This is a genomic window from Actinomadura sp. KC345 (assembly GCF_004348515.1).
In the GTDB taxonomy this organism is placed as follows: domain Bacteria; phylum Actinomycetota; class Actinomycetes; order Streptosporangiales; family Streptosporangiaceae; genus Spirillospora.
This window is the reverse complement of sequence record NZ_SMKH01000031.1, coordinates 13,190-31,497: the sequence shown is the minus strand read 5'-3', so window position 1 is coordinate 31,497 and position 18,308 is coordinate 13,190. Positions and strand designations below refer to the sequence as shown.

The 18,308-nt window shown below is 72.5% G+C and carries 20 protein-coding genes; 13 read left to right on the top strand and 7 right to left on the bottom strand.

Annotated elements, in window-relative coordinates:
- The first annotated feature begins 29 nt into the window (after nucleotides 1-29).
- Nucleotides 30-776, top strand: a complete 747-nt coding sequence (locus E1281_RS08080) for a glutamine amidotransferase (RefSeq protein ID WP_207943172.1) — start codon at nucleotides 30-32, stop codon at nucleotides 774-776.
- A gap of 56 nt (nucleotides 777-832) precedes the next feature.
- Nucleotides 833-1,399 (top strand): TenA family protein, encoded by a 567-nt coding sequence (locus E1281_RS08075; RefSeq protein WP_243716706.1) that lies wholly within the window; start codon nucleotides 833-835, stop codon nucleotides 1,397-1,399.
- A 42-nt stretch (nucleotides 1,400-1,441) separates the two neighbouring features.
- Here the strand turns inward: E1281_RS08075 and E1281_RS08070 are convergent, their stop codons facing one another.
- From E1281_RS08070 to E1281_RS08060, 3 genes are all read right to left on the bottom strand, one after another.
- A complete protein-coding gene (locus E1281_RS08070) occupies nucleotides 1,442-2,431 on the bottom strand; it encodes a TIGR03621 family F420-dependent LLM class oxidoreductase (RefSeq protein ID WP_131876521.1) in 990 nt (329 codons plus the stop codon).
- 146 nt (nucleotides 2,432-2,577) lie between these two features.
- Nucleotides 2,578-3,084, bottom strand: a complete 507-nt coding sequence (locus tag E1281_RS08065) for a GNAT family N-acetyltransferase (protein WP_131876520.1) — start codon at nucleotides 3,082-3,084, stop codon at nucleotides 2,578-2,580.
- Nucleotides 3,085-3,170: 86 nt separating this feature from the next.
- Nucleotides 3,171-4,235, bottom strand: coding sequence for a phosphotransferase family protein (locus E1281_RS08060; RefSeq protein ID WP_347813274.1), 1,065 nt, complete (start codon nucleotides 4,233-4,235; stop codon nucleotides 3,171-3,173).
- 125 nt (nucleotides 4,236-4,360) lie between these two features.
- Between E1281_RS08060 and E1281_RS08055 the strand changes: the two genes are divergently transcribed.
- The 6 genes from E1281_RS08055 (at nucleotide 4,361) to E1281_RS08030 (ending at nucleotide 10,506) form a co-directional block, all read left to right on the top strand.
- Nucleotides 4,361-5,653, top strand: a complete 1,293-nt coding sequence (locus tag E1281_RS08055; protein WP_131876518.1) for an acyl-CoA dehydrogenase family protein — start codon at nucleotides 4,361-4,363, stop codon at nucleotides 5,651-5,653.
- Nucleotides 5,646-6,326, top strand: a complete 681-nt coding sequence (locus E1281_RS08050) for a TetR/AcrR family transcriptional regulator (RefSeq protein ID WP_131876517.1) — start codon at nucleotides 5,646-5,648, stop codon at nucleotides 6,324-6,326. Before E1281_RS08055 ends, E1281_RS08050 begins: the two co-directional genes overlap by 8 nt.
- Nucleotides 6,327-6,400: 74 nt before the next feature.
- Nucleotides 6,401-6,763 carry a VOC family protein gene (locus E1281_RS08045; RefSeq protein WP_131876516.1) on the top strand — a complete coding sequence of 121 codons (363 nt, stop codon included), beginning with the start codon at nucleotides 6,401-6,403 and terminating at the stop codon, nucleotides 6,761-6,763.
- Between the two features lie 215 nt (nucleotides 6,764-6,978).
- Nucleotides 6,979-7,746 carry a peptidoglycan recognition family protein gene (locus tag E1281_RS08040; protein ID WP_131876515.1) on the top strand — a complete coding sequence of 256 codons (768 nt, stop codon included), beginning with the start codon at nucleotides 6,979-6,981 and terminating at the stop codon, nucleotides 7,744-7,746.
- A 178-nt stretch (nucleotides 7,747-7,924) separates the two neighbouring features.
- On the top strand, nucleotides 7,925-9,352 hold the full coding sequence (locus E1281_RS08035) for a hypothetical protein (RefSeq protein WP_207943171.1): 1,428 nt from the start codon (nucleotides 7,925-7,927) through the stop codon (nucleotides 9,350-9,352).
- Complete coding sequence (locus E1281_RS08030) at nucleotides 9,352-10,506, top strand: hypothetical protein (protein ID WP_131876514.1); 1,155 nt, start codon at nucleotides 9,352-9,354, stop codon at nucleotides 10,504-10,506. Before E1281_RS08035 ends, E1281_RS08030 begins: the two co-directional genes overlap by 1 nt.
- Here the strand turns inward: E1281_RS08030 and E1281_RS08025 are convergent.
- On the bottom strand, nucleotides 10,499-11,311 hold the full coding sequence (locus tag E1281_RS08025; protein ID WP_131876513.1) for a PIG-L family deacetylase: 813 nt from the start codon (nucleotides 11,309-11,311) through the stop codon (nucleotides 10,499-10,501). The genes E1281_RS08030 and E1281_RS08025 overlap by 8 nt on opposite strands.
- A gap of 144 nt (nucleotides 11,312-11,455) precedes the next feature.
- Here E1281_RS08025 and E1281_RS08020 point away from each other — a divergent pair, with 144 nt between their 5' ends.
- From E1281_RS08020 to E1281_RS08010, 3 genes are all read left to right on the top strand, one after another.
- Nucleotides 11,456-11,956, top strand: coding sequence for an HAD domain-containing protein (locus E1281_RS08020; RefSeq protein WP_131876512.1), 501 nt, complete (start codon nucleotides 11,456-11,458; stop codon nucleotides 11,954-11,956).
- A gap of 85 nt (nucleotides 11,957-12,041) precedes the next feature.
- A complete protein-coding gene (locus tag E1281_RS08015; RefSeq protein ID WP_131876511.1) occupies nucleotides 12,042-13,046 on the top strand; it encodes a methyltransferase in 1,005 nt (334 codons plus the stop codon).
- A gap of 109 nt (nucleotides 13,047-13,155) precedes the next feature.
- On the top strand, nucleotides 13,156-13,917 hold the full coding sequence (locus E1281_RS08010) for an SDR family oxidoreductase (RefSeq protein ID WP_131876510.1): 762 nt from the start codon (nucleotides 13,156-13,158) through the stop codon (nucleotides 13,915-13,917).
- Between the two features lie 24 nt (nucleotides 13,918-13,941).
- On the opposite strand, the gene E1281_RS08005 is transcribed toward E1281_RS08010, so the two are convergent.
- Entirely contained in the window at nucleotides 13,942-14,598 is a 657-nt protein-coding gene (locus tag E1281_RS08005; protein ID WP_131876509.1) for a CoA pyrophosphatase, read from the bottom strand.
- Nucleotides 14,599-14,628: 30 nt separating this feature from the next.
- Complete coding sequence (locus E1281_RS08000) at nucleotides 14,629-15,477, bottom strand: AraC family transcriptional regulator (protein WP_131876508.1); 849 nt, start codon at nucleotides 15,475-15,477, stop codon at nucleotides 14,629-14,631.
- Nucleotides 15,478-15,574: 97 nt separating this feature from the next.
- On the opposite strand from E1281_RS08000, the gene E1281_RS07995 reads away from it, so the two are divergent.
- Both E1281_RS07995 and gltX read left to right on the top strand, forming a co-directional pair.
- Nucleotides 15,575-16,165, top strand: a complete 591-nt coding sequence (locus E1281_RS07995; protein ID WP_243716702.1) for a TIGR03086 family metal-binding protein — start codon at nucleotides 15,575-15,577, stop codon at nucleotides 16,163-16,165.
- A 61-nt stretch (nucleotides 16,166-16,226) separates the two neighbouring features.
- On the top strand, nucleotides 16,227-17,618 hold the full coding sequence (gene gltX, locus E1281_RS07990) for a glutamate--tRNA ligase (RefSeq protein WP_131876507.1): 1,392 nt from the start codon (nucleotides 16,227-16,229) through the stop codon (nucleotides 17,616-17,618).
- 12 nt (nucleotides 17,619-17,630) lie between these two features.
- Here gltX and E1281_RS07985 read toward each other — a convergent pair whose 3' ends face one another.
- Entirely contained in the window at nucleotides 17,631-18,272 is a 642-nt protein-coding gene (locus E1281_RS07985; RefSeq protein ID WP_131876506.1) for a response regulator, read from the bottom strand.
- Nucleotides 18,273-18,308 lie beyond the last annotated feature (36 nt).

The window sequence follows — 18,308 nt, the reverse complement described above, 5'->3', positions numbered from 1 at the left end:
CCATCCTGGAACGAGAGAGAGGATCGATAGTGAGCCGCGTCCTGATCGCAGGCGAGAGCTGGGTCGTCCAGTCCACCCACATCAAGGGGGTGGACTCCTTCACCACCAGCACCTACGCGACCGGCGTCGAGCCGCTGCGCCGGGCCCTGGAGGGGCGCGGGCACGAGGTGACCCACCTGCCCGCCCATCTGGTGCCCGCCGGGTTCCCCGGTGACGCGGACGCGCTCTCCGCCTACGACGTCGTCATCCTGTCGGACATCGGGGCGAACTCCATCCAGCTCGCCCCCGAGGTCTTCGAGCAGGCCGCGCCCGGAGCCGACAGGCTCGGCGCCCTGCGCGGCTGGGTGCGGGACGGCGGCGGGCTGCTGATGGTCGGCGGCTACCTGTCCTTCACCGGGTTCGAGGGCAAGGGCGCCTTCCGCAACACCGCGCTGCACGAGGCGCTGCCCGTCGAACTGCTCCCCGAGGACGACCGCGTCGAACTCCCCGCGGGCGGTCACGCGGAGGTGACCGACGCCGGCCACCCGGCGCTCGGCGGCGTCGCCGGCGCCTGGCCGGCCCTGCTCGGCTACAACCGCGTCCGCCCCCGGCGCGGCGCCGACGTCCTCGCCACCCTCGGCGGCGACCCGCTCGTCGCCGTCACCGCGCACGGGAAGGGACGGTCGGCGGTGTTCACCTCCGACTGCTCCCCGCACTGGGCGCCCAAGCCGTTCTGCGAGGAGTGGGACGGCTACGCCAGGGTCTTCGGGGGCCTGGTCGAGTGGCTCGCGCGGTGACGCGCTCGCGACGCCTTCTCGACGCGTGCGCCCAGCCCATGGAACGGGCCGTGTCCATGCGGTTCGCCGAGGAGGTCGGCGACGGCACCGTCGGCGACCAGGAGTACGCCGACTACCTGGAGATCGAGGCGTCCTTCGTCGAGACGGCGGCCCGCCTGCACGGGGTCGCGATATGGGACGCCCCCAGCTGGACCGCGATGGAACGCAACGCCCGGGCCGTCCACGCGCTGACCACCGAGCAGGCCGACTATTTCCGATCCGCTCGTGCCGCCTGGCCCGTCCAAGCGCGCGCGGGCGTGGCCCAGCGGGCCGGGGTCCTGTCGGACTTCGCTCTCGCCGCGGCCCGCGAGGGCGGGTATCCGGCCGTCATGACCGTGATGTTCGCGGCCGAAAGCCTGTACCTGGAGTGGTGCACGCATGCACGTGAACTGGGCCGTGTCTCTCCTGGCCCTGTCGCCGACTGGGTGGCCCTCCACACGGACGAGAGGTTCCGCGCGGGCGTGGAGGCCCTCGCCGGCGAAGTCGACGCGATCCCCGCGGAAGTCCCGGACGACCTGCTCGTGGGATGGTTCACCGGGATGCTGGAGGCCGAGATCGCCTTCCACGACGCGGTCTACGCCTGACGGAACGCCTCGCCGGCCGGGGCTCCGGGGCCGGCCGGCCGCTCAGCCGGCCAGCAGCGGGATGACGGCGGCGAACTCGTCCATCACCGTGTCCGGGACCTGGTAGTAGGTGAAGCCGTAGCGGTCGCGGCGGGTGAGCATCTGCTCGGCGATGTGCTCGGGCGGACCCACGAACTGCGACGGCATGCCGAGGACGAGGCCGGCCGCCGACGCCCCCCAGCCCCGCAGGACGGCGACCCGGGCGGCGGCGCGGCGGGGATCGGGTCCGAACGCGGGCGTCACCATCATGCTCAGCTCCACGTCCCGTCCTCCCGCGGCCTCGCGGACCTGGGCGACCTTGCGGGCGATGGTCGCCGGGCGGCGTTCGGTGACCTCCTCGGAGATCGTGCCGTCCGGGAGGGCGCGCGGGAGGACGCCGACGGTGTCGGCGTATCGTCCGGCGATGCCGAGCATGCGCCTGCTCCCGGCGCCGACGACGATCGGCGGCCGGCGTCCGGGCGGCGGGAAGGCCGTCAGGCCGCCGACCCGGTAGTGGTCGCCCGCGAAATCGGTCTTCCGGCCGCCGAGGAGGCTTCGCAGGATCTGCAGGGACTCCTCCAGCCGGTCCACCCTTGTCCCGGCCCCGTCGAACGGCATCCCGGCGGCCTCGTACTCGTCGCGCAGCCAGCCCGCGCCGACGCCCAGCTCGAACCGCCCGCCCGACAGGTGATCGAGGGTCGCCGCCTCCTTGGCGAGCAGCACCGGGTGCCGGTAGTCGTTGGCCAGGACCATGGTGCCCAGCCGCAGCGTGCTCGTGACGGCCGCGGCGGACGCCAGGGCGACCATGGGCGCGAGCTGGTCCCCGAAGGGCTCGGAAACGAAGTGGTCCCGCAGAACCAGCACGTCGTAGCCGAGGTCCTCGGCACGGCGGGCCGTGGCGGTCAGATCGGCGGCGGAACGGATCGACTCGCCCACGACACCGAAACGGAAGTTCCTGGTCATGCCGGTGAGCATGCCGCCGCCGCCGGAGGCGCGCTGGCGGGAATCCGACACGGGCTTCCCGGGGGCCTCGACCGGTGGAACGGGGCGAGTGGCTCGATTCGCCGTCCGTGCGGCGCAAGGGCGTCACCGACTGCCCCGTTCTCACCGGTCACCTCCAGGCTGCGTCGCGAAGCCCGGATTTGCAACCCGCGCGGCGCCTAACCGCCGATGCGCCGGGACAGCAGGCGGCCGGGCCAGTCGCCGACCGTGAACTCGGCGGCCGTCTCGAAGCCGTTGCGCCGGTAGTACTCGACGAGCCTCCCGTCGCCGCCGCCGTAGCAGTCGACGCGCAGCACGCGGACTCCCTTCGCGCGGGCCTCGTCCTCGGCCTTGCCGATCAGCGCGCCGCCCACCCCCTGCCCGGCGAACGCGCGGTCGGTGACCAGCAGCGTGATGTAGAGCTCGGGGTCGTCGATCGCCTCGACATAGTGCGGCGGCCCCGGCGCGACCGCCATGACCCCGGCCGGACGCCCGTCCACCTCGGCCACCCAGATCTCGTCGTCGCGGGCGATGGCCGTGATCCGCTCCACCCGCCGCGGATCGCCCGACCACGGCTCGGTGCCCCACTGCCCCGTCCTGCCCTGCGCCGTGAGCCACGCCACGGCGCCGTCCAGCATCGCCAGCATCAGCGGCGCGTCGCCGGCGCCGCCCCTGCGGATCTCCATCGCCACCTCCTGGCGACGATCGTGACACGCTCTTGATCACCGGCGCGAGCGGGACGGGGCACGAAGTGCGGAGGGAGCGCGGCGCGTCAGGAGCCGATGAAATCCCGGGCGCGGCGGAACAGGCCGAGCGTGATCGAGTGCAGCAGGTCGCCCGTCTCCCGGGGCGCCTTCCCGGCGAACGCGCGGGCGTTGGTGCCCTCCAGGACGATGCCGAGCTTGAAGCACGCGAGCACCGCGTACCAGGTGATGGACGACAGGTCGCGTCCGGCGGCGGCGTCCGCGCGCTCGGCGTAGGCCGCGACCAGGTCGTCCGCCGCCGGCAGGCCGCCCGCCTCGCCGAGCGGGCCGGCGAGCGCCGCGCTCTGGTCGGCGCGGTAGGGCCAGGTGGCCAGCAGCCAGCCGAGGTCCAGCAGCGGGTCGCCGATCGTGCACATCTCCCAGTCGACGATCGCGGCGACCTCGGGGCCGTCGAACGCGTACATCAGGTTGGCGAGGTGGTAGTCCCCGTGCAGGATGCCCGGCCGCCACGCCGCCGGAGGGTGCTCGCCCAGCCAGCGGGCGACGCCGTCCAGGCCCGGGATGTCCGGCCCCGGGTAGCCGTCGAGCGCGCTGTAGGAGTCGAGCTCCGACAGCCAGCGGCCCACCTGGCGCTCCAGGAACCCTTCCGGCTTGCCGAAGTCGCCCAGGCCGACGGCCTCGTGGTCGACCGCGCCCAGGGCCGACAGGGCCCGCGCCGCGTTCAGCCCCATCTCGTGCCGGACGGACTCGTCCCGGGCGTGCAGGGCGGGCAGCGTGACCGAGGCGTTGAAGCCCTCGACCGGTGTCATCAGGTAGAAGACCGCGCCGCCCATGACGGATTCGTCCGGGCAGGCGGCGATGAGGCGGGGTGCGGGAACGTCGGTGCCGTCCAGGGCCGCCAGGACGCGGGCCTCGCGGCGCAGGACGTCGTTCGTCCTCGGGCGCAGATGGGTCGGGCCGCGCCGGAGCACGTAGTCGCGGCCGCCCCGGCGGAACCGCACCAGGGTGTTCTGCGTGCCCCCGGCCAGCGTGTCGACGTCCTCGAACGGGCCGCCCGGCAGGTCCCGGGCGTCCATCCAGCCGGCCAGGACGTCGAAGTCGACGAGCGCGCGGTCGATCTGCTCAGGCTGCACTGGCGGGTCCCTTCCCGGGCGCGGATCACCTGCCGACACGAGACAACGGAGGGTAACAGTCATGCACTTGCATTACCTGTTGAGGTAGATGGATTATTCAGGGAAACGACGCCAGGAGGCTCGCGATGGCATGGGACTTCGAGACCGACCCCGCCTACCAGGAACTGCTCGACTGGGCCGACGCCTTCGTCCGGGACGAGGTCGAGCCGCTCGACCTCGTCCTCGGCGACCCGTACGACAAGACCGATCCCCGCTACAAGGAACTCGTGCGCCCCCTCCAGGACCGTGTGCGCGAGAAGGGGCTGTGGGCCTGCCACCTCGGCCCGGAACTCGGCGGCCAGGGCTACGGCCAGGTGAAGCTGGCGCTGCTCAACGAGATCCTCGGGCGCTCCCGCTGGGCGCCCTCGGTGTTCGGCTGCCAGGCCCCCGACTCGGGCAACGCGGAGATTATCGCCCACTTCGGCACGCCCGTGCAGAAGGAGTGCTACCTGCGCCCCCTTTTGGACGGCGACATCTCCTCGTCCTATTCGATGACCGAGCCGCACGGCGGCGCCGACCCCACCCTGTTCACCACCCGGGCCGTCCGCGACGGGGACGGCTGGGTCATCAACGGCGAGAAGTGGTTCTCCTCCAACGCCCGGCACGCCACGTTCCTGATCGTGATGGCCGTGACGAACCCCGACGTGTCCGCGTACGAGGGCATGTCGATGTTCATCGTCCCGGCCGACGCGCCCGGCCTGATCACCGTCCGGAACGTGGGCGTCGGCGGAGAGCGCGAGGGCTCCCACGGCTACCTGCGCTACGAGGACGTCCGGGTCCCCGCCGAGAACCTCCTCGGCGACGAGGGCGGCGCGTTCGTCATCGCCCAGACCCGCCTCGGCGGCGGCCGCATCCACCACGCCATGCGCACGATCGCGCAGGTCCGCAAGGCGTTCGACATGATGCTCGAACGCGCCGTCTCCCGCGAGACCCGGTTCGGCAAGCTCGCCAAGATGCAGATGACCCGGGAGAAGATCGCCGACAGCTGGATCGAGATCGAGCAGTTCCGGCTGCTCGTCCTGCGCACCGCCTGGCTGATCGACAAGCACAAGGACTACAAGCTGGTCCGCAAGGACATCGCCGCCGTCAAGGCCGCGATGCCGAAGGTGTACCACGACGTCGTCCAGCGCGCGATGCACCTGCACGGCGCCCTCGGCGTGTCGAACGAGATGCCGTTCACCGCCATGATGATGGGGGCGCAGGCGATGGCCATCGCCGACGGCCCCACCGAGGTCCACAAGATCACCCTCGCCCGCCAGCTGCTGCGCGACGTCGAGCCCGCCGAGGGCCTGTGGCCGTCCGGCCACCTGCCCACCCGCCGGGAGGCCGCCCGCGAGCGGTTCGCCGCTGCCCTGGAGCACGCCATCGGCAATGAATGACACCCGGGAACGCCTGCTGGACGCCGCCGAGGCCCTCTACGCCGCGCGCGGCGTGGACGCCGTGAGCCTCCGGGAGATCATCCAGGAGGCCGGCGCCCGCAACGCCACGGCCGTCCAGTACCACTTCGGCGACCGCGCCGGTGTCGTCGGCGCGATCCTCGCCCGCCACGCCCCCGACGTGGAGGCCCGGCGGCACGCCCTGCTCGACGCCTACGAGGACGGCGAGCAGGGCGTGCGCCCCCTGGCCGCGGCCCTCGTCCGCCCGCTGGCGGCCCGCCTCGCCGACGAGTCGGGCCGCGCCTACCTCCAGATCTGGGCGGACGTCGTCAACCGCCCGAACCCTCTGGTCCCCGCCGCCGTGCGGGACGACCCCTCCGAGGCGGTCGCCGAAGGGGCCGGGGGGTCGTCCCCCCAGAAGGCGCAGGACAGCCTCTGCCGCTGGCGCACCCTCGTCGAACCCCTCCTCGAAGAGGACGCCGCCCGCCTGCACCGCCGCTTCACCGCCATCCTGTACGCCTCGATCGAGCTGGCCCGCCGCGCCCGCTCCGGCCCCCACACCGACGACCGCCTGTTCACCAGCTACCTGATCGACGTCGTGACCGCGATCCTCGGCGCCCCCGTCTCACCCGAGACCCGCCGCCTCGCCGCCGAACGGGACGCCGCCCGCCGCTGAGGTCACATTCGTCCAAGACGCCGGGGATCCGCCCTCCCAGACTGGGCATGTCAGCCACGACCAGGGAGGATGACATGACAAGCGAGATCCGCCGCACCTTCTACCCGCTCATCAACTGCGCCGACGTGGCCGAGTCCATGGAATGGCTGGAGAAGGCGTTCGGTTTCAAGCCCGCCGACGTCCACAGGGACGACGAGGGGAACATCGCCCACGCCGAGATGAGCTACGACACCGGCATCATCATGTTCGGCAACGGCGAACCCGGGAGGTCGGCCCTCTACGTCGCCGTCGACGACCCCGACGCCCACCACGACCGCGCCAAGGCCGCCGGCGCCGAGATCTTCCGCGAGCTCACCGACCAGGACTACGGCTCCCGCGACTACGCGGCGCGGGACCCGGACGGCAACGAGTGGTACTTCGGCACCTACCGCCCCTGACGTCCGGCACGTGCGGGATGCCTGCCGTGCGGAGCGGGCGGCTGCGGCTCTCTCCAGGGCGCCTCCGACAACCCCACAGGCGGGCGACCGGTGAATTGGCACAAAATCACACGGTTCACTCGAATTCGAGATAGGGGCATCAGTCCCTATTGTCTCAGTTGTCCATTGTCGCGACCATGGCTCTGGTTGATCAACATCAACGGAGGGAGTTGCGCATGGACGCGGAAATCAGGCTCACCCGCCGGGGCCTTCTCGGGGGCACCGGCGCGGTGCTCGGCGGGGCCCTGCTGGGACCGGTCGCCGGTGCGCCGCCGGCGGCTTCGGCGCAGGACGCGCCCCGGCTGTACACACGCGCCGAGTGGGGGGCGCGGCCGCCCACGTCGGCGGCGACGGTGCTGGACCAGCCCCCCGACCACATCGTCGTCCACCACACCGCCACGGCGAACTCCACCGACTACTCGCTGGAGCACGCCTTCTCGCTGTCGCGCTCGATCCAGGACTTCCACATGGACGGCAACGGCTGGGCCGACACAGGCCAGCAGCTCACCATCAGCCGCGGCGGCCACCTGATGGAGGGACGCAACCGCAGCGCCGAGGCCATCAGCGCGGGCCGGCACGTCGTCGGGGCGCACACCGCGGACCACAACAGCCACACGATCGGCATCGAGAACGAGGGCATCTACATGACCGCCGGGCCCACCGGCTCGCTCTGGGGCCGGCTCGTCGAGACCTGCGCGTGGCTGTGCGACGTCTACCGGCTGGACCCGCACGCGGCCATCGTCGGGCACCGCGACTACAACGCCACCGCCTGCCCGGGCGACGTCCTGTACGCACGGCTGCCGCAGCTGCGCAACGAGGTCGCCGGCAGCCTCGGCGTGCGGCGCGTCGAGCGGCGCTCCCCGGCCGTTCCCAGCGGCCTGCCCGGACCCCGCCGCACCTTCGACCACGGCCCGGCGGTGGGCCCCGGGGAGTCCGTTCGCTGATCCGGGAGCGCCGGCGGCCGGTTTATCGGGAGGAAGGCGGCTCCGGCGCGGTGTTACGGTTCGGGGGCCGGCCGCGGGACTCCGGCGCGACTTCCGGAACCCACTTTGGTAGTGATGATTCGCTGTTCGCGCCCTCCTTCCCCGGCCGGCCCCCTTGCCTCCCGACCTGGAAAAGAACATGATCGACACGTTCGCGGAACTCGTCGCGTGCGAGGACGCGCTGATGTTCGTCAACGCGGCGATCACGTCGACCGGGCAGCGGGAATTCCAGCGCCATGCCGGTGATCAGCGGCTCAGCCTCGATTTCCTGCACGAATACATGCTCGTGAATTACCGCGAGGTGTACGCGGCCGCCCTCGCATTGGACGTCAACGATCACAATGCGGCGATCATCATCCGGAACCTGCTGGTGCGGGCGGGGGACGTCGGGATCGACGCGCGCCGGTACGAGGGGCGGCTGATCGCGCGGCGGCTGGAGACGATGCCGCAGCACCGGGTCTACCGGGTGTTCCGGGAGCTGCGGCGGCACGGCGTCAACAACCGGCGGACCCGCGCCATCATCCGGGACTGGATGGCCGGGCGCCGTGACCCGGCGTTCGACTCCGTCAAGTACAGGGGAGCGGTGAAGATCGCGGCGCGGCACGCGCATCTGCGGCTCCGCGGGGAGCAGGGCACCTTCCTGTTCGCCCCGTTCAGCGTCAAGGCGTACACGACGCCGATCTTCGAGCAGTGGCGCCGGGCGCACTACGAGCGGGCCGCGGTCTACGAGCTGCCCTACACCGTCGCGGAGGGGTTCGCGGCCAAGCACGGGATTCCGCGCGAAGTGTTCCTGGAGCGCATCGAGCCGAGGATGACCCGGCTGGAGCGGCTCCGCCTGCAGGCGCGCGGCGGAGAGGCGGTCCGCACGGACCTGGGAGCGATGCCCCTGACGCGGCTCGCCTCGTACGTGCTGTCCCTGCCGCTGGACGCGAGGGCGGAGCGGCGGGCGGAGCTGACCGGCGCGCTGCGCACCGCCGCGCGGCGGGTGGCGGGAGCGGCGCGCGGATCGTGGGGGAGGGTCGCCGCGGTCCTGGACGACAGCTACTCGGCGATGGGGTCGGGGCAGAAGCGGCGGCGCCCGCTGGCGGTCGCCCTCGCCTCGCACTACCTGCTGGAGGCGCTCGCGAAGAAGTACACGCCGCTGTGGACGTCGGGACGCACCGACGAGCTTCTGCTGTACCCGTTCGGCCCGACGCCGCTGGGGGAGCGGATCATCGACGCGCTGGAGACCGGGCCCGAGCGGCTCATCATCGTCTCGGACGGCGTGGACAACGCGCCGCCCGGCCTCGCCGGTGACGTCCTGCGGATCTGGCGGACGAGGCTCGACCCCGGGCACCGGCGGGCGGCCGGGCAGCGCGTGCTGATCGCCCACCTGAACCCGGTGTACGACGCCGACGACTTCGACGTGCGGCGGCTGGCGCCGACCGTGCCGACAGCGGGCATCCGGGACGCCGAGGACCTGCCGACGCTGGTCGAGCTGGGCCGGTTCGCCGAGGGACGGGTCGGCCTGGAGCAGCTGCGGTCCCATCTGGACGACCGGACCGCCCGATTCCTGGGGGATCGCTGATGACCTTCCGCCTGGAGGGGCTGGAGACCAGGCCCGCGCAGACGTGGGGCGGCGTGCGGCTCGTCCCGCTCGTCCGGGACGAGCCAGTCCCGCATCTGCGCCTGCACCGGAAGGTCCACGACGAGCCGGTGTCGGTGGTCGAGGTCGGCGACGGGACGCTGTACACCGCCTACGTCCCGCACGCGTTCGTGGCGACCTGGAGTGAGAACGCCCTGATGCCCGCGGCCTCCTACGGCACGCGGCTGCTGGAGCACGACGGCGCCGCCGTCCTGCCGTGCATGCCGGTACGGGCGACGCGGCGCATGAAGCGGATGGCGCGCAGGACGGGCAAGGACCGGCTCCGCTTCCTGCCGCTGCACCTGGCCGTCGAGGGCTACCTCGCGCTGCACTTCGGCGGCCCGGAGATCGCCTGGGAGGAGTGGTCGCACCGGGCCGTCGCACACGGTCTGTCGCCCCGGTACGAGGAGACCTACCTCGGGCTCCAGGTGCGGGGGCTGGAGGACGCCCTGCGGCTCTTCGAGATCCATCCGGGGCAGTGCGGCGTGCTGGTGTACGTCGCGGACGCGCTGGCGAGCGCGTTCGTCGTGCCGCATCCCGACGACTACCGGGCGCTGCACCCGACGCTGGTCGAGGACCTCTTCGGCGAGCTGATCTACATGTTCGGGCTGCTGCGGGCGCCCGCGGCCGACCTGTCGGCGGGAATCGACGACACGGAGGTCCGCTCGCTCGGGGACCTGCGGGCGGCGGCGCGGAGGCGGCGGGCGGAGCGGGCCGCCTTCCACGACGACCTCATGGCCGGGCAGCTCTTCGACGAGGACGGGTCCCGGCAGGTGGTCCAGTACCTGAACGGCTTCGAGCTGTCGCGGTTCCTGCCGTCGTTCGGCCTGCGCAAGGAGAACCACATCGGCGAGACCATCACCGGCGCCGACGGCCGCGTCGCCTACATGAAGACATTCCGGCTCTCCGACGCGCAGGTCAAGCGCGGCTTCCTCCTCAAGCGGCTTGCCGCGCACCAGTGGCGGCTGGACGCCGCGGCGGCCTCCCTGGGCACCGACGAGGCGACGCTGGCGCTCAGGCTTGAGCGCACCGGGTTCGGCTACCTGCTGCGCCAGGACGTCCTCGACCACTACCGGGCCCAGGCACGGGTCACCTGAGGCCTTCGAACAGGTCCTCCTCCTTCTCGGGCGCCGCGACGCGGCAGTAGTGGCGGACGAAGGTCTCGAACGAGAACGCCGCCTGCTGCATCTCCTCCGGCAGCCGCAGCAGGAAGATGTTCTCGCCCTGGCTCGCGTGCGCCTGGAGGGCCTTTCGCTTGGCCTCCACGTGCGCGGACACGTCGACCACGCTGGTGATCAGCTCGTCGGGCGTGCCGAAGTCCTCGGGCGGGTCGAAATCGATCTCCACGCCCGCCTCCCGGACGCTCTCGAACATCTGCTTGATGCCCGAGCGGGGAATGGCGGTGTAGTACAGCTTGTCCGGCACGCCGCTCTTCTCGGCCGCGGCCAGCGCGATGCGGTGGGCCTGGATGTGGTCGGGGTGCCCGTAGCCGCCGTTCTCGTCGTAGGTGACGACGACCTGCGGCCGGTAGCGCTCCATCAGCTCGGCGAGCCGGCCGGCGGCCTCGGCCGTCGGGACGTTCGCGAACGCCTCGGGGTCGTCGTTGGCCGACCAGCCCTCCATGCCTGAGTCGCGGTAGCCGAGCGGTTCCAGGTGCCCGATGCCGAGCAGGCCCGCCGACTCGCGCAGCTCGGCGAGGCGCCGCTCGGCGACCTCGGCGGCGTCGTGGCCCGGCTCGCCGGGCTTCACGCCGCCGGAGTCGTCGCCCTGCTCCCCGTTGGTGCAGGTCACCAGCACCGTGCGGATGCCCTCGGCGGCGCAGCGGGCGAGCAGGCCGCCGGTTCCCAGCACCTCGTCGTCGGGGTGGGCGTGCACGGCCATCAGCGTGAGTTCGTGGGTCATCCGTGCTCCTCGTTGTCCGGCCGCCCACTTTACGCGGGCCCTCCGACACCGATCCGCGCGCCGCCTCGTCCCCCGATCGGTGGCGGGCGCGGGCCGGAGGAGGGGCCTTAGACGGGCGGGCCTCCATGCCGTACGGTCCGGAGTATGGGGTCGCCGGTGGTTCTTCTGGACGTGGACGGGGTTCTCAACCCATTCGAAAGGCCCCATCGGGGCTACAAACGCCATCGCTGCTCGCCGAACGGCGTGAGTTTCGAGCTCTGGCTCAACGCCTCTCACGGCCGGTCCCTCCTGGAGCTGGCCGAGTCGTCCGGCGCCGAGCTGGCCTGGGCGAGCTACTGGTGCGACAACGCCAACGAGTGGATCGCGCCGAGGATCGGGCTGCCGGAGCTGCCGTTCGTCCCGATCCCGCAGTTCCCCGGTACCGAGGAGGCGCGCTCACTCGGCGCGTGGAAGGCCCGCCACGTCGCCGCCTGGACCGAGGGCAGGCCGTTCGTCTGGTTCGAGGACGAGCCGGACGCCACCGAGTGCATCGCCGGCGAACCGGACGTCGCCGAGCACCTGCTCGTGGAGATCGACCCGGTGAGCGGGCTGACCGACGAGCACATCGCGGCCGCCGCGACCTGGCTGCGCGCCCTCGGCCGCTGACCTGTCCCGGCCGGTGGTTGCATTCGTCCAATACGGCGGGGGATACGGCTCCATAGCGTCGGGATGACGACGAAGGGAGCCGACGATGTCGAGATCACCACTGCTGGACCTGGCCTTCGGATACATGCCGGCGCAGATGCTTCACGTGGCCGCGGAGATCGGGCTGGCCGACGCCCTCGCGGACGGGCCGAGGCCGAGCGCCGAACTGGCGAGGGAGACCGGTACCCACGCGCCTTCCTTGTACCGGTTGCTGCGCGGCCTCACCGGGCTGGGCGTCGTGGAGCAGAAGGAGCGCGACCTGTTCGCGCTCACCGCCGAGGGGCAGCGGCTCCGCACCGACGCCCCGGACTCCATCCGGGCGCTGGTCAGGCTGTTCTGCGGCCCGGACGTGTGGCGGACGTGGGGCGACATGACCGAGACGCTGCGCACGGGGGAGTACGCGTGGAAACGGGTCACGGGGACGACGTCCTTCGAGTACTTCGAATCGAACGAGGAGCTGTCGGCGACGTTCAACGAGGCCATGGCCGAGCACACCCGGGCCGTCGCACCCGGGATCATCGAGGCCCACGACTTCGGCCGCTACGGGACGGTCGCGGATCTCGGCGGCGGTGACGGGACGCTGCTCGCCGCGATCCTGCGCGCCAACCCCGGACTGCGCGGAATGCTCTTCGACCTGCCCGCCGGCCTCGCCGCCGCGTCCGGTCCGCTGGAGGACGTCGCGGACCGGGCCGAGACCGTCCCCGGCGACTTCTTCGAGGCCGTCCCCGAAGGCGCGGACGCCTACGTCCTCAAGAGCGTCATCCACGACTGGCACGACGAGAAGGCCACCGCGATCCTGCGGAACGTCCGCGCGGCGATGCGCCCCGACGCCCGGGTGCTCGTGCTGGAGCAGGTCATGCCGGAGATCGTCACGCCGGAGACCCGGGGCGTCGTCCACAACGACCTCAACATGCTCGTCTCGACCGGCGGGCGCGAACGCACCGAGGCCGAGTTCCGGGAGCTGCTGGAGGGCGCCGGGCTCACCGCGGTCTCGCTGACCGGGCCGCTGCCGCCGTCCGCGTACCACGTCATCGAGGCGCGGCCGGCGTAGTCTCCGGCAGCCTGTCTCCGGCATCCTTCGTCAGGGGCCGCTTACCGCGGCGGGCCGCGAACGGGCAAGATGGGGCCACTGCCGTAGGCCCCTGACGAAGGAGCGTCCCATGGGTTCTCTCGCCGGTCGTACCGCCCTGGTCACCGGGGGCGGCCGGGGCATCGGCCGGGCGATCGCCCTGGCCCTGGCCGCGGACGGCGCCGACGTGGCCGTCGCCTACCGGAGGGACGAGGACGCCGCGCACAAGACCGCCGCCGCCGTCGAGGCCGAGGGCGTGCGCGGCCACGCCTTCCGCGCGTCGGTCGACGACCTGGAGGAGTGCCGCGCCCTGGCACGCCGGGTCGAGTCGGACCTCGGCGCCCTCGACATCCTGGTGCACAGCGCCGGGATCGCCAGCCGCGGCCACAGCGTCGCCGACACCGACCCCGCCGAGCTGGAGCGGGTCCTGCGGGTGCACGCGTTCGGCCCGCACCACCTGAGCCAGGCGCTGCTGCCGCTGATGCGCCGCGCCGAACGCAGCGACATGGTGTTCGTCTCCAGCGTGATCACCGACGGCATGCCGCCGTTCAGCGGCCCCTACTCGATGGGCAAGGCCGCGATGGAGGCGCTCGCGCAGACCATCGCCAAGGAGGAGCGCCGCCACGGCATGCACGTCAACGTCGTCGCTCCCGGGGTGGTCGACACCGACATGGGGCGGCGGCTGGTGCGCGCCACCGCGGGCATCGAGGACATCCGGCAGGCGGACGCCTCGTCCCCCTACGGGCACGTGTGCACGCCCGAGGAGGTCGCAGACGTCGTCCGGTTCCTCGTCTCCGACGCCGCGTCCTACGTCACCGCCCAGCGCGTCGTCATCGACGGCGGGACGTTCTGACGCCCGCCCGTCCCGGTGCCGGGTTCAGTCGCGGGTCCAGTCGGGCTGGACGAAGTCGGCGACCCTGACGTTCCGCCCGAGCAGCACCACCTCGCGGAACTGCCACAGCATCGCGCCGGTCGGGGCGTGGACACGCCATCGGGGCCCCAGCCACATCTGCAGCAGATACCCTCCGCCGGGCTGCGGGACCCATTTCGGCGTGTCGTCGTCGGCGAGCCTCCGCAGGCTCGTGTGGTGGACGGAGTGGACCTCGTCCGGGCTCGGCGTGAGCGGCCCCGGATCCTCCAGCACCACCACGATCGGGGTGATCGAGAAGCCGGAGGCGGCGGGGAAGTCGTCGAGCCGCCCGAGGACGTCGCCGGGCCCGGCGGTCAGGCCGATCTCCTCGTTCAGCTCCCGCAGCGCCGCCTCCTCGGGCGTCTCGCCGTCCTCCAGCCCGCCACCGGGCAGCCCCCACTGGCCCGCGTTCCGCCCCCGGTAGGCGCGCTTGATCAGGATCACGGAGGGGACGCCCTCGTGCTCCACCGCGCACAGGACGACGCCGGCGCGGCGCAGGCCGGGCGCGTCCGGAACCGTCGTGTGCTCGAACGGGCCGAGCCGCCCGGCGGCGACGCTCCGGAACGCGGCGAGGTCGTCGAGCGGGCCGCGAGGGGCGCCGGGCGGATCGAGGGGGTCGGTCATGGATCGATGGTGCCAGGCCCGCCTCCGCGGTCAGGCTCCCGCCTCCCGGTCCGCGCCCGCCTCCCGCGCGTATCTCGCGGGTGACGTCCCGACGGCCGCGGTGAAGTCGCGGGTGAAGTGCGCCTGGTCGGCGTAGCCCAGCTCGGCGGCGAGCTCCGCCCAGTCGACCTCCGAGCCGGACGCGGCCCGCTCGTGGGCCTCCTGCATCCGGAACCGCCGGATGACCCACTTCGGGCCGATGCCCACATACTCGTGGAACAGCCGCTGCAGGCCGCGCGGGCTCAGCCCCACGTCCTCGGCCAGCTCGTCCACCCGCAGCAGTCCCGGCCGCGCCGAGATCCGCTCGACGATGGACGCGGCCCGCTCCGCGGACGGGTCGGGCGCGGGCCGCCGCGCGAGCAGGAACTCCCGCAGCAGCCCGAGCCCCTCCTCGGCGCCGGGCGCGGCGAAGATCTCGGCGGCGAGCGCGAGCCCGTCCGCGCCGAACACCTCGTCGACCCCGGCGAAGCGCCCGGTGAGCGCCGCGACCGGCACGTCGCCGCCGAGGAACGGCCGGAAGCCCCCGGGGCGGAAGCCCACGCTCACCACACGTCCCTCGTCGGCGATCTCCTCGACGAACTCGTCGCGTACCACGCCCACGATCCGCGCCCTCGTCGCCCCGCCGGTCAGATAGCTGGTGAAGGTCATGTGGACGGACGGCAGCGTGAGCAGCCGCTGCCGGTGCGGAGCCCTCCCGCGCAGATCCCAGTGGAGCACCCAGAAGAAGCCGACGAACGGGGCGAGCGGCGGCGGTGGCGCGGTCCGCTCGGCGTGGAAGCGCTCCAGACCCGCCCGCGCGTGCAGGATGCCGCGCGTTCCACCGGGTAGGGCACGTTCCATCGCCCCAGGCTAGCCGTGTCGCGTTTGTTCAAGACCGGTTCCCTCGGCGGTCTCTAGCGTGGACGGCGTGTTCGAACGAATGAGCGAAGGAGAGGCCGTGGACATCCGGAGCCGGATGCTTCCCGCCGCGGAGGCCGCGGCGCGGATCGTCCTGGAGATTCCCGAGGTGAGGCTGGACGCCCCGACCCCGTGCGCGGGCTGGGACGTCCGGGACCTGGTCAACCACCTGATCCTGTGGAGCGCGCGGGGCGAGGCCGCCGCGCACAAGCAGCCGGTCACCGGGCCGGGGGAGGACCACGACTTCACCGCCGAGCCGCGCTGGGCGCAACGGTGCGAGGAGCAGGTCCGCAAGACCGCCGAGGCCTGGCAGGACCCGGCCGCCTGGGAGGGCAGCACCAGCCTCACCGGCAACAAGGAAGGGATGCCGGCCGGGTTCATCGGCGGGATCCTCTATGGCGAGTGGGTCACCCACGGCTGGGACCTCGCGGTCGCCACGGGACGGGAGCCCGCCTTCCCGGACGAGGTCGTGCGGGCCGCGTGGGAGCGGCTCGTGCCGACGGCGGAGGTCGGCCGCGAGTACGGGGCGTTCGGCGCCGAGGTGCCCGTGCCGGAGGACGCGCCGCTGCTCGACCGGCTCGTCGGGCTGTCCGGGCGCGACCCGCACTGGCGTCCCGCATCGGAGGCGTAACGGACGCGAGGGCGCGCGGGTCCCGGGCGCGAGGGGGCCCCGCGCGCCCTACCCTTGAAGCATGTCTTCGACCTCTTCGATCCGTGTCCGCTTCGCCCCGTCCCCGACCGGCATGTTCCATGTCGGCGGCGCCCGGTCCGCGCTGTTCAACTGGGTGATGGCCGCGCAGTCGGGCGGGACGCTCGTCCTGCGGATCGAGGACACCGACGCCTCCCGCAACAGCCCGGAGTGGACCGAGGGCATCATCCGCGCCCTGGCCTGGCTCGGGATGGACGGCGAGCAGTACGAGGGCCCCTACTTCCAGTCGGCCAACGCCGACCGGCACGCCGAGGCCGTCCAGACGCTCAGGAGCGCCGGCCGCGCCTACTACTGCGACTGCACCCGCGAGGCCGTGACGGCCCGCACCGGCGACCAGCACAAGGGCTACGACGGGTTCTGCCGCGACCGCGGCCTGGAGGCCGGCCCCGGCCGCGCCCTCCGCTTCCGCACCCCCGACGAGGGCCAGACCACGGTCGTGGACCTGCTGCGCGGCAAGCCCGTCTTCGAGAACGCCGTCCTGGAGGACTTCGTCATCGCCCGCGCCGACGGCTCGGTGACGTTCCTGCTGGCCAACGCCGTCGACGACATGAGCCAGGGCATCACCCACGTGGTGCGCGGCGAGGAGCACCTGTCCAACGCGCCCAAGCAGCAGCTGCTGTGGGAGGCGCTCGGCGGCGAGCCGCCCGTGTGGGCGCACGTCCCCGTCATCGTGAACGAGAAGCGGCAGAAGCTGTCCAAGCGCCGCGACAAGGTCGCGCTGGAGGACTACCGCGCCGAGGGCTACCTCCCCGAGGCCATGCGCAACTACCTGATGCTCCTCGGCTGGGCCCCGTCGGGCGACCGCGAGATCGTCCCGTGGGACGTGGTCGTCGACGAGTTCCGCATCGAGGACGTCAACACCTCGCCGGCGTTCTTCGACGAGAAGAAGCTGCGGGCGTTCAACGGCGAGTACATCCGCGCGCTGCCCGTGGAGAAGTTCATCGCCGAGTGCCTGCCGTTCCTCCAGGAGGCGCCCTTCGACGCGGACGTCGCGGTGTTCGCCGAGCTGGCGCCGCTGGCGCAGACCCGTGTCGCGCTGCTGTCGGAGATCGTCCCGATGATCGACTTCGCGTTCCTGGACGAGCCGCCGTCCGACGAGAGGTCCTGGAACAAGGCCATGAAGGAGCCCGCCGCCGCCATCCTCGCCGCGACCGAGGCCGCCTACCGGGACGCGCCGTGGAACGCCGGCGAGCTCAAGGACCGGCTGGAGCGGATCGGCGCCGAGCACGGCCTCAAGCTCGGCAAGACCCAGGCCCCGGTCCGCGTGGCCGTCACCGGCCGCACCGTGGGCCTGCCGCTGTTCGAGTCCCTGGAGATCCTCGGCCGCGACCGCACCCTCACCCGCATAGCCGCCGCGTGCGCGCGGCTTGCATGACCAAGTGCCCGCTCAGCGGGCCCCCGGGGTTTCGCCGTTCAGGGTTTGGCGTAGGTCCGTGAGGCGTCGGGTCAGTTCATCGAACTCGGTGCGGGCTTCCGGCGGGACGTGCTTGCCTACCAACTCGGCCTGCCTCTCCACCGCCGCCAGCCGCTCGGCGACCCGGTCCGGCGCCTCCTCGGCGGGACGCGAGCGCAGGAGCGTCGACTGCTCCCGCAGCAGGGCGGCCTGGTCGCGCAGGAGCGCCGTCTGGTCGCGGAGCTGCTTGTTCTTGTTGTGCAGTTCCACGAACACCGACACCTTGGCCCGCAGCACCCACGGGTCGAACGGCTTGGAGATGAAGTCGACCGCGCCCGCCGCGTAGCCGCGGAAGGCGTAGTCGGGATCGCTGTTGACCGCCGTGAGGAAGATGATCGGCAGGTCGCGGGTCTTCTTGCGGCGCTTGATGTCGCGGGCCGTCTCGAACCCGTCCATCCCCGGCATGACGACGTCCAGCAGGATGACCGCGTACTCGTCGGTGAGGAGCGCCTTGAGCGCGTCCTCCCCGGACCGGGCCCGGACGAGGTCCTGATCGAGCGAGCTGAGGATGGCCTCCAGCGCGATCAGGTTCTCCTCGCGGTCGTCCACGAGCAGGATCTTCGCCTTGTCGTCCACGCGCGTTCTCCGATTCCGGTCCCCGACTCCCCGTCC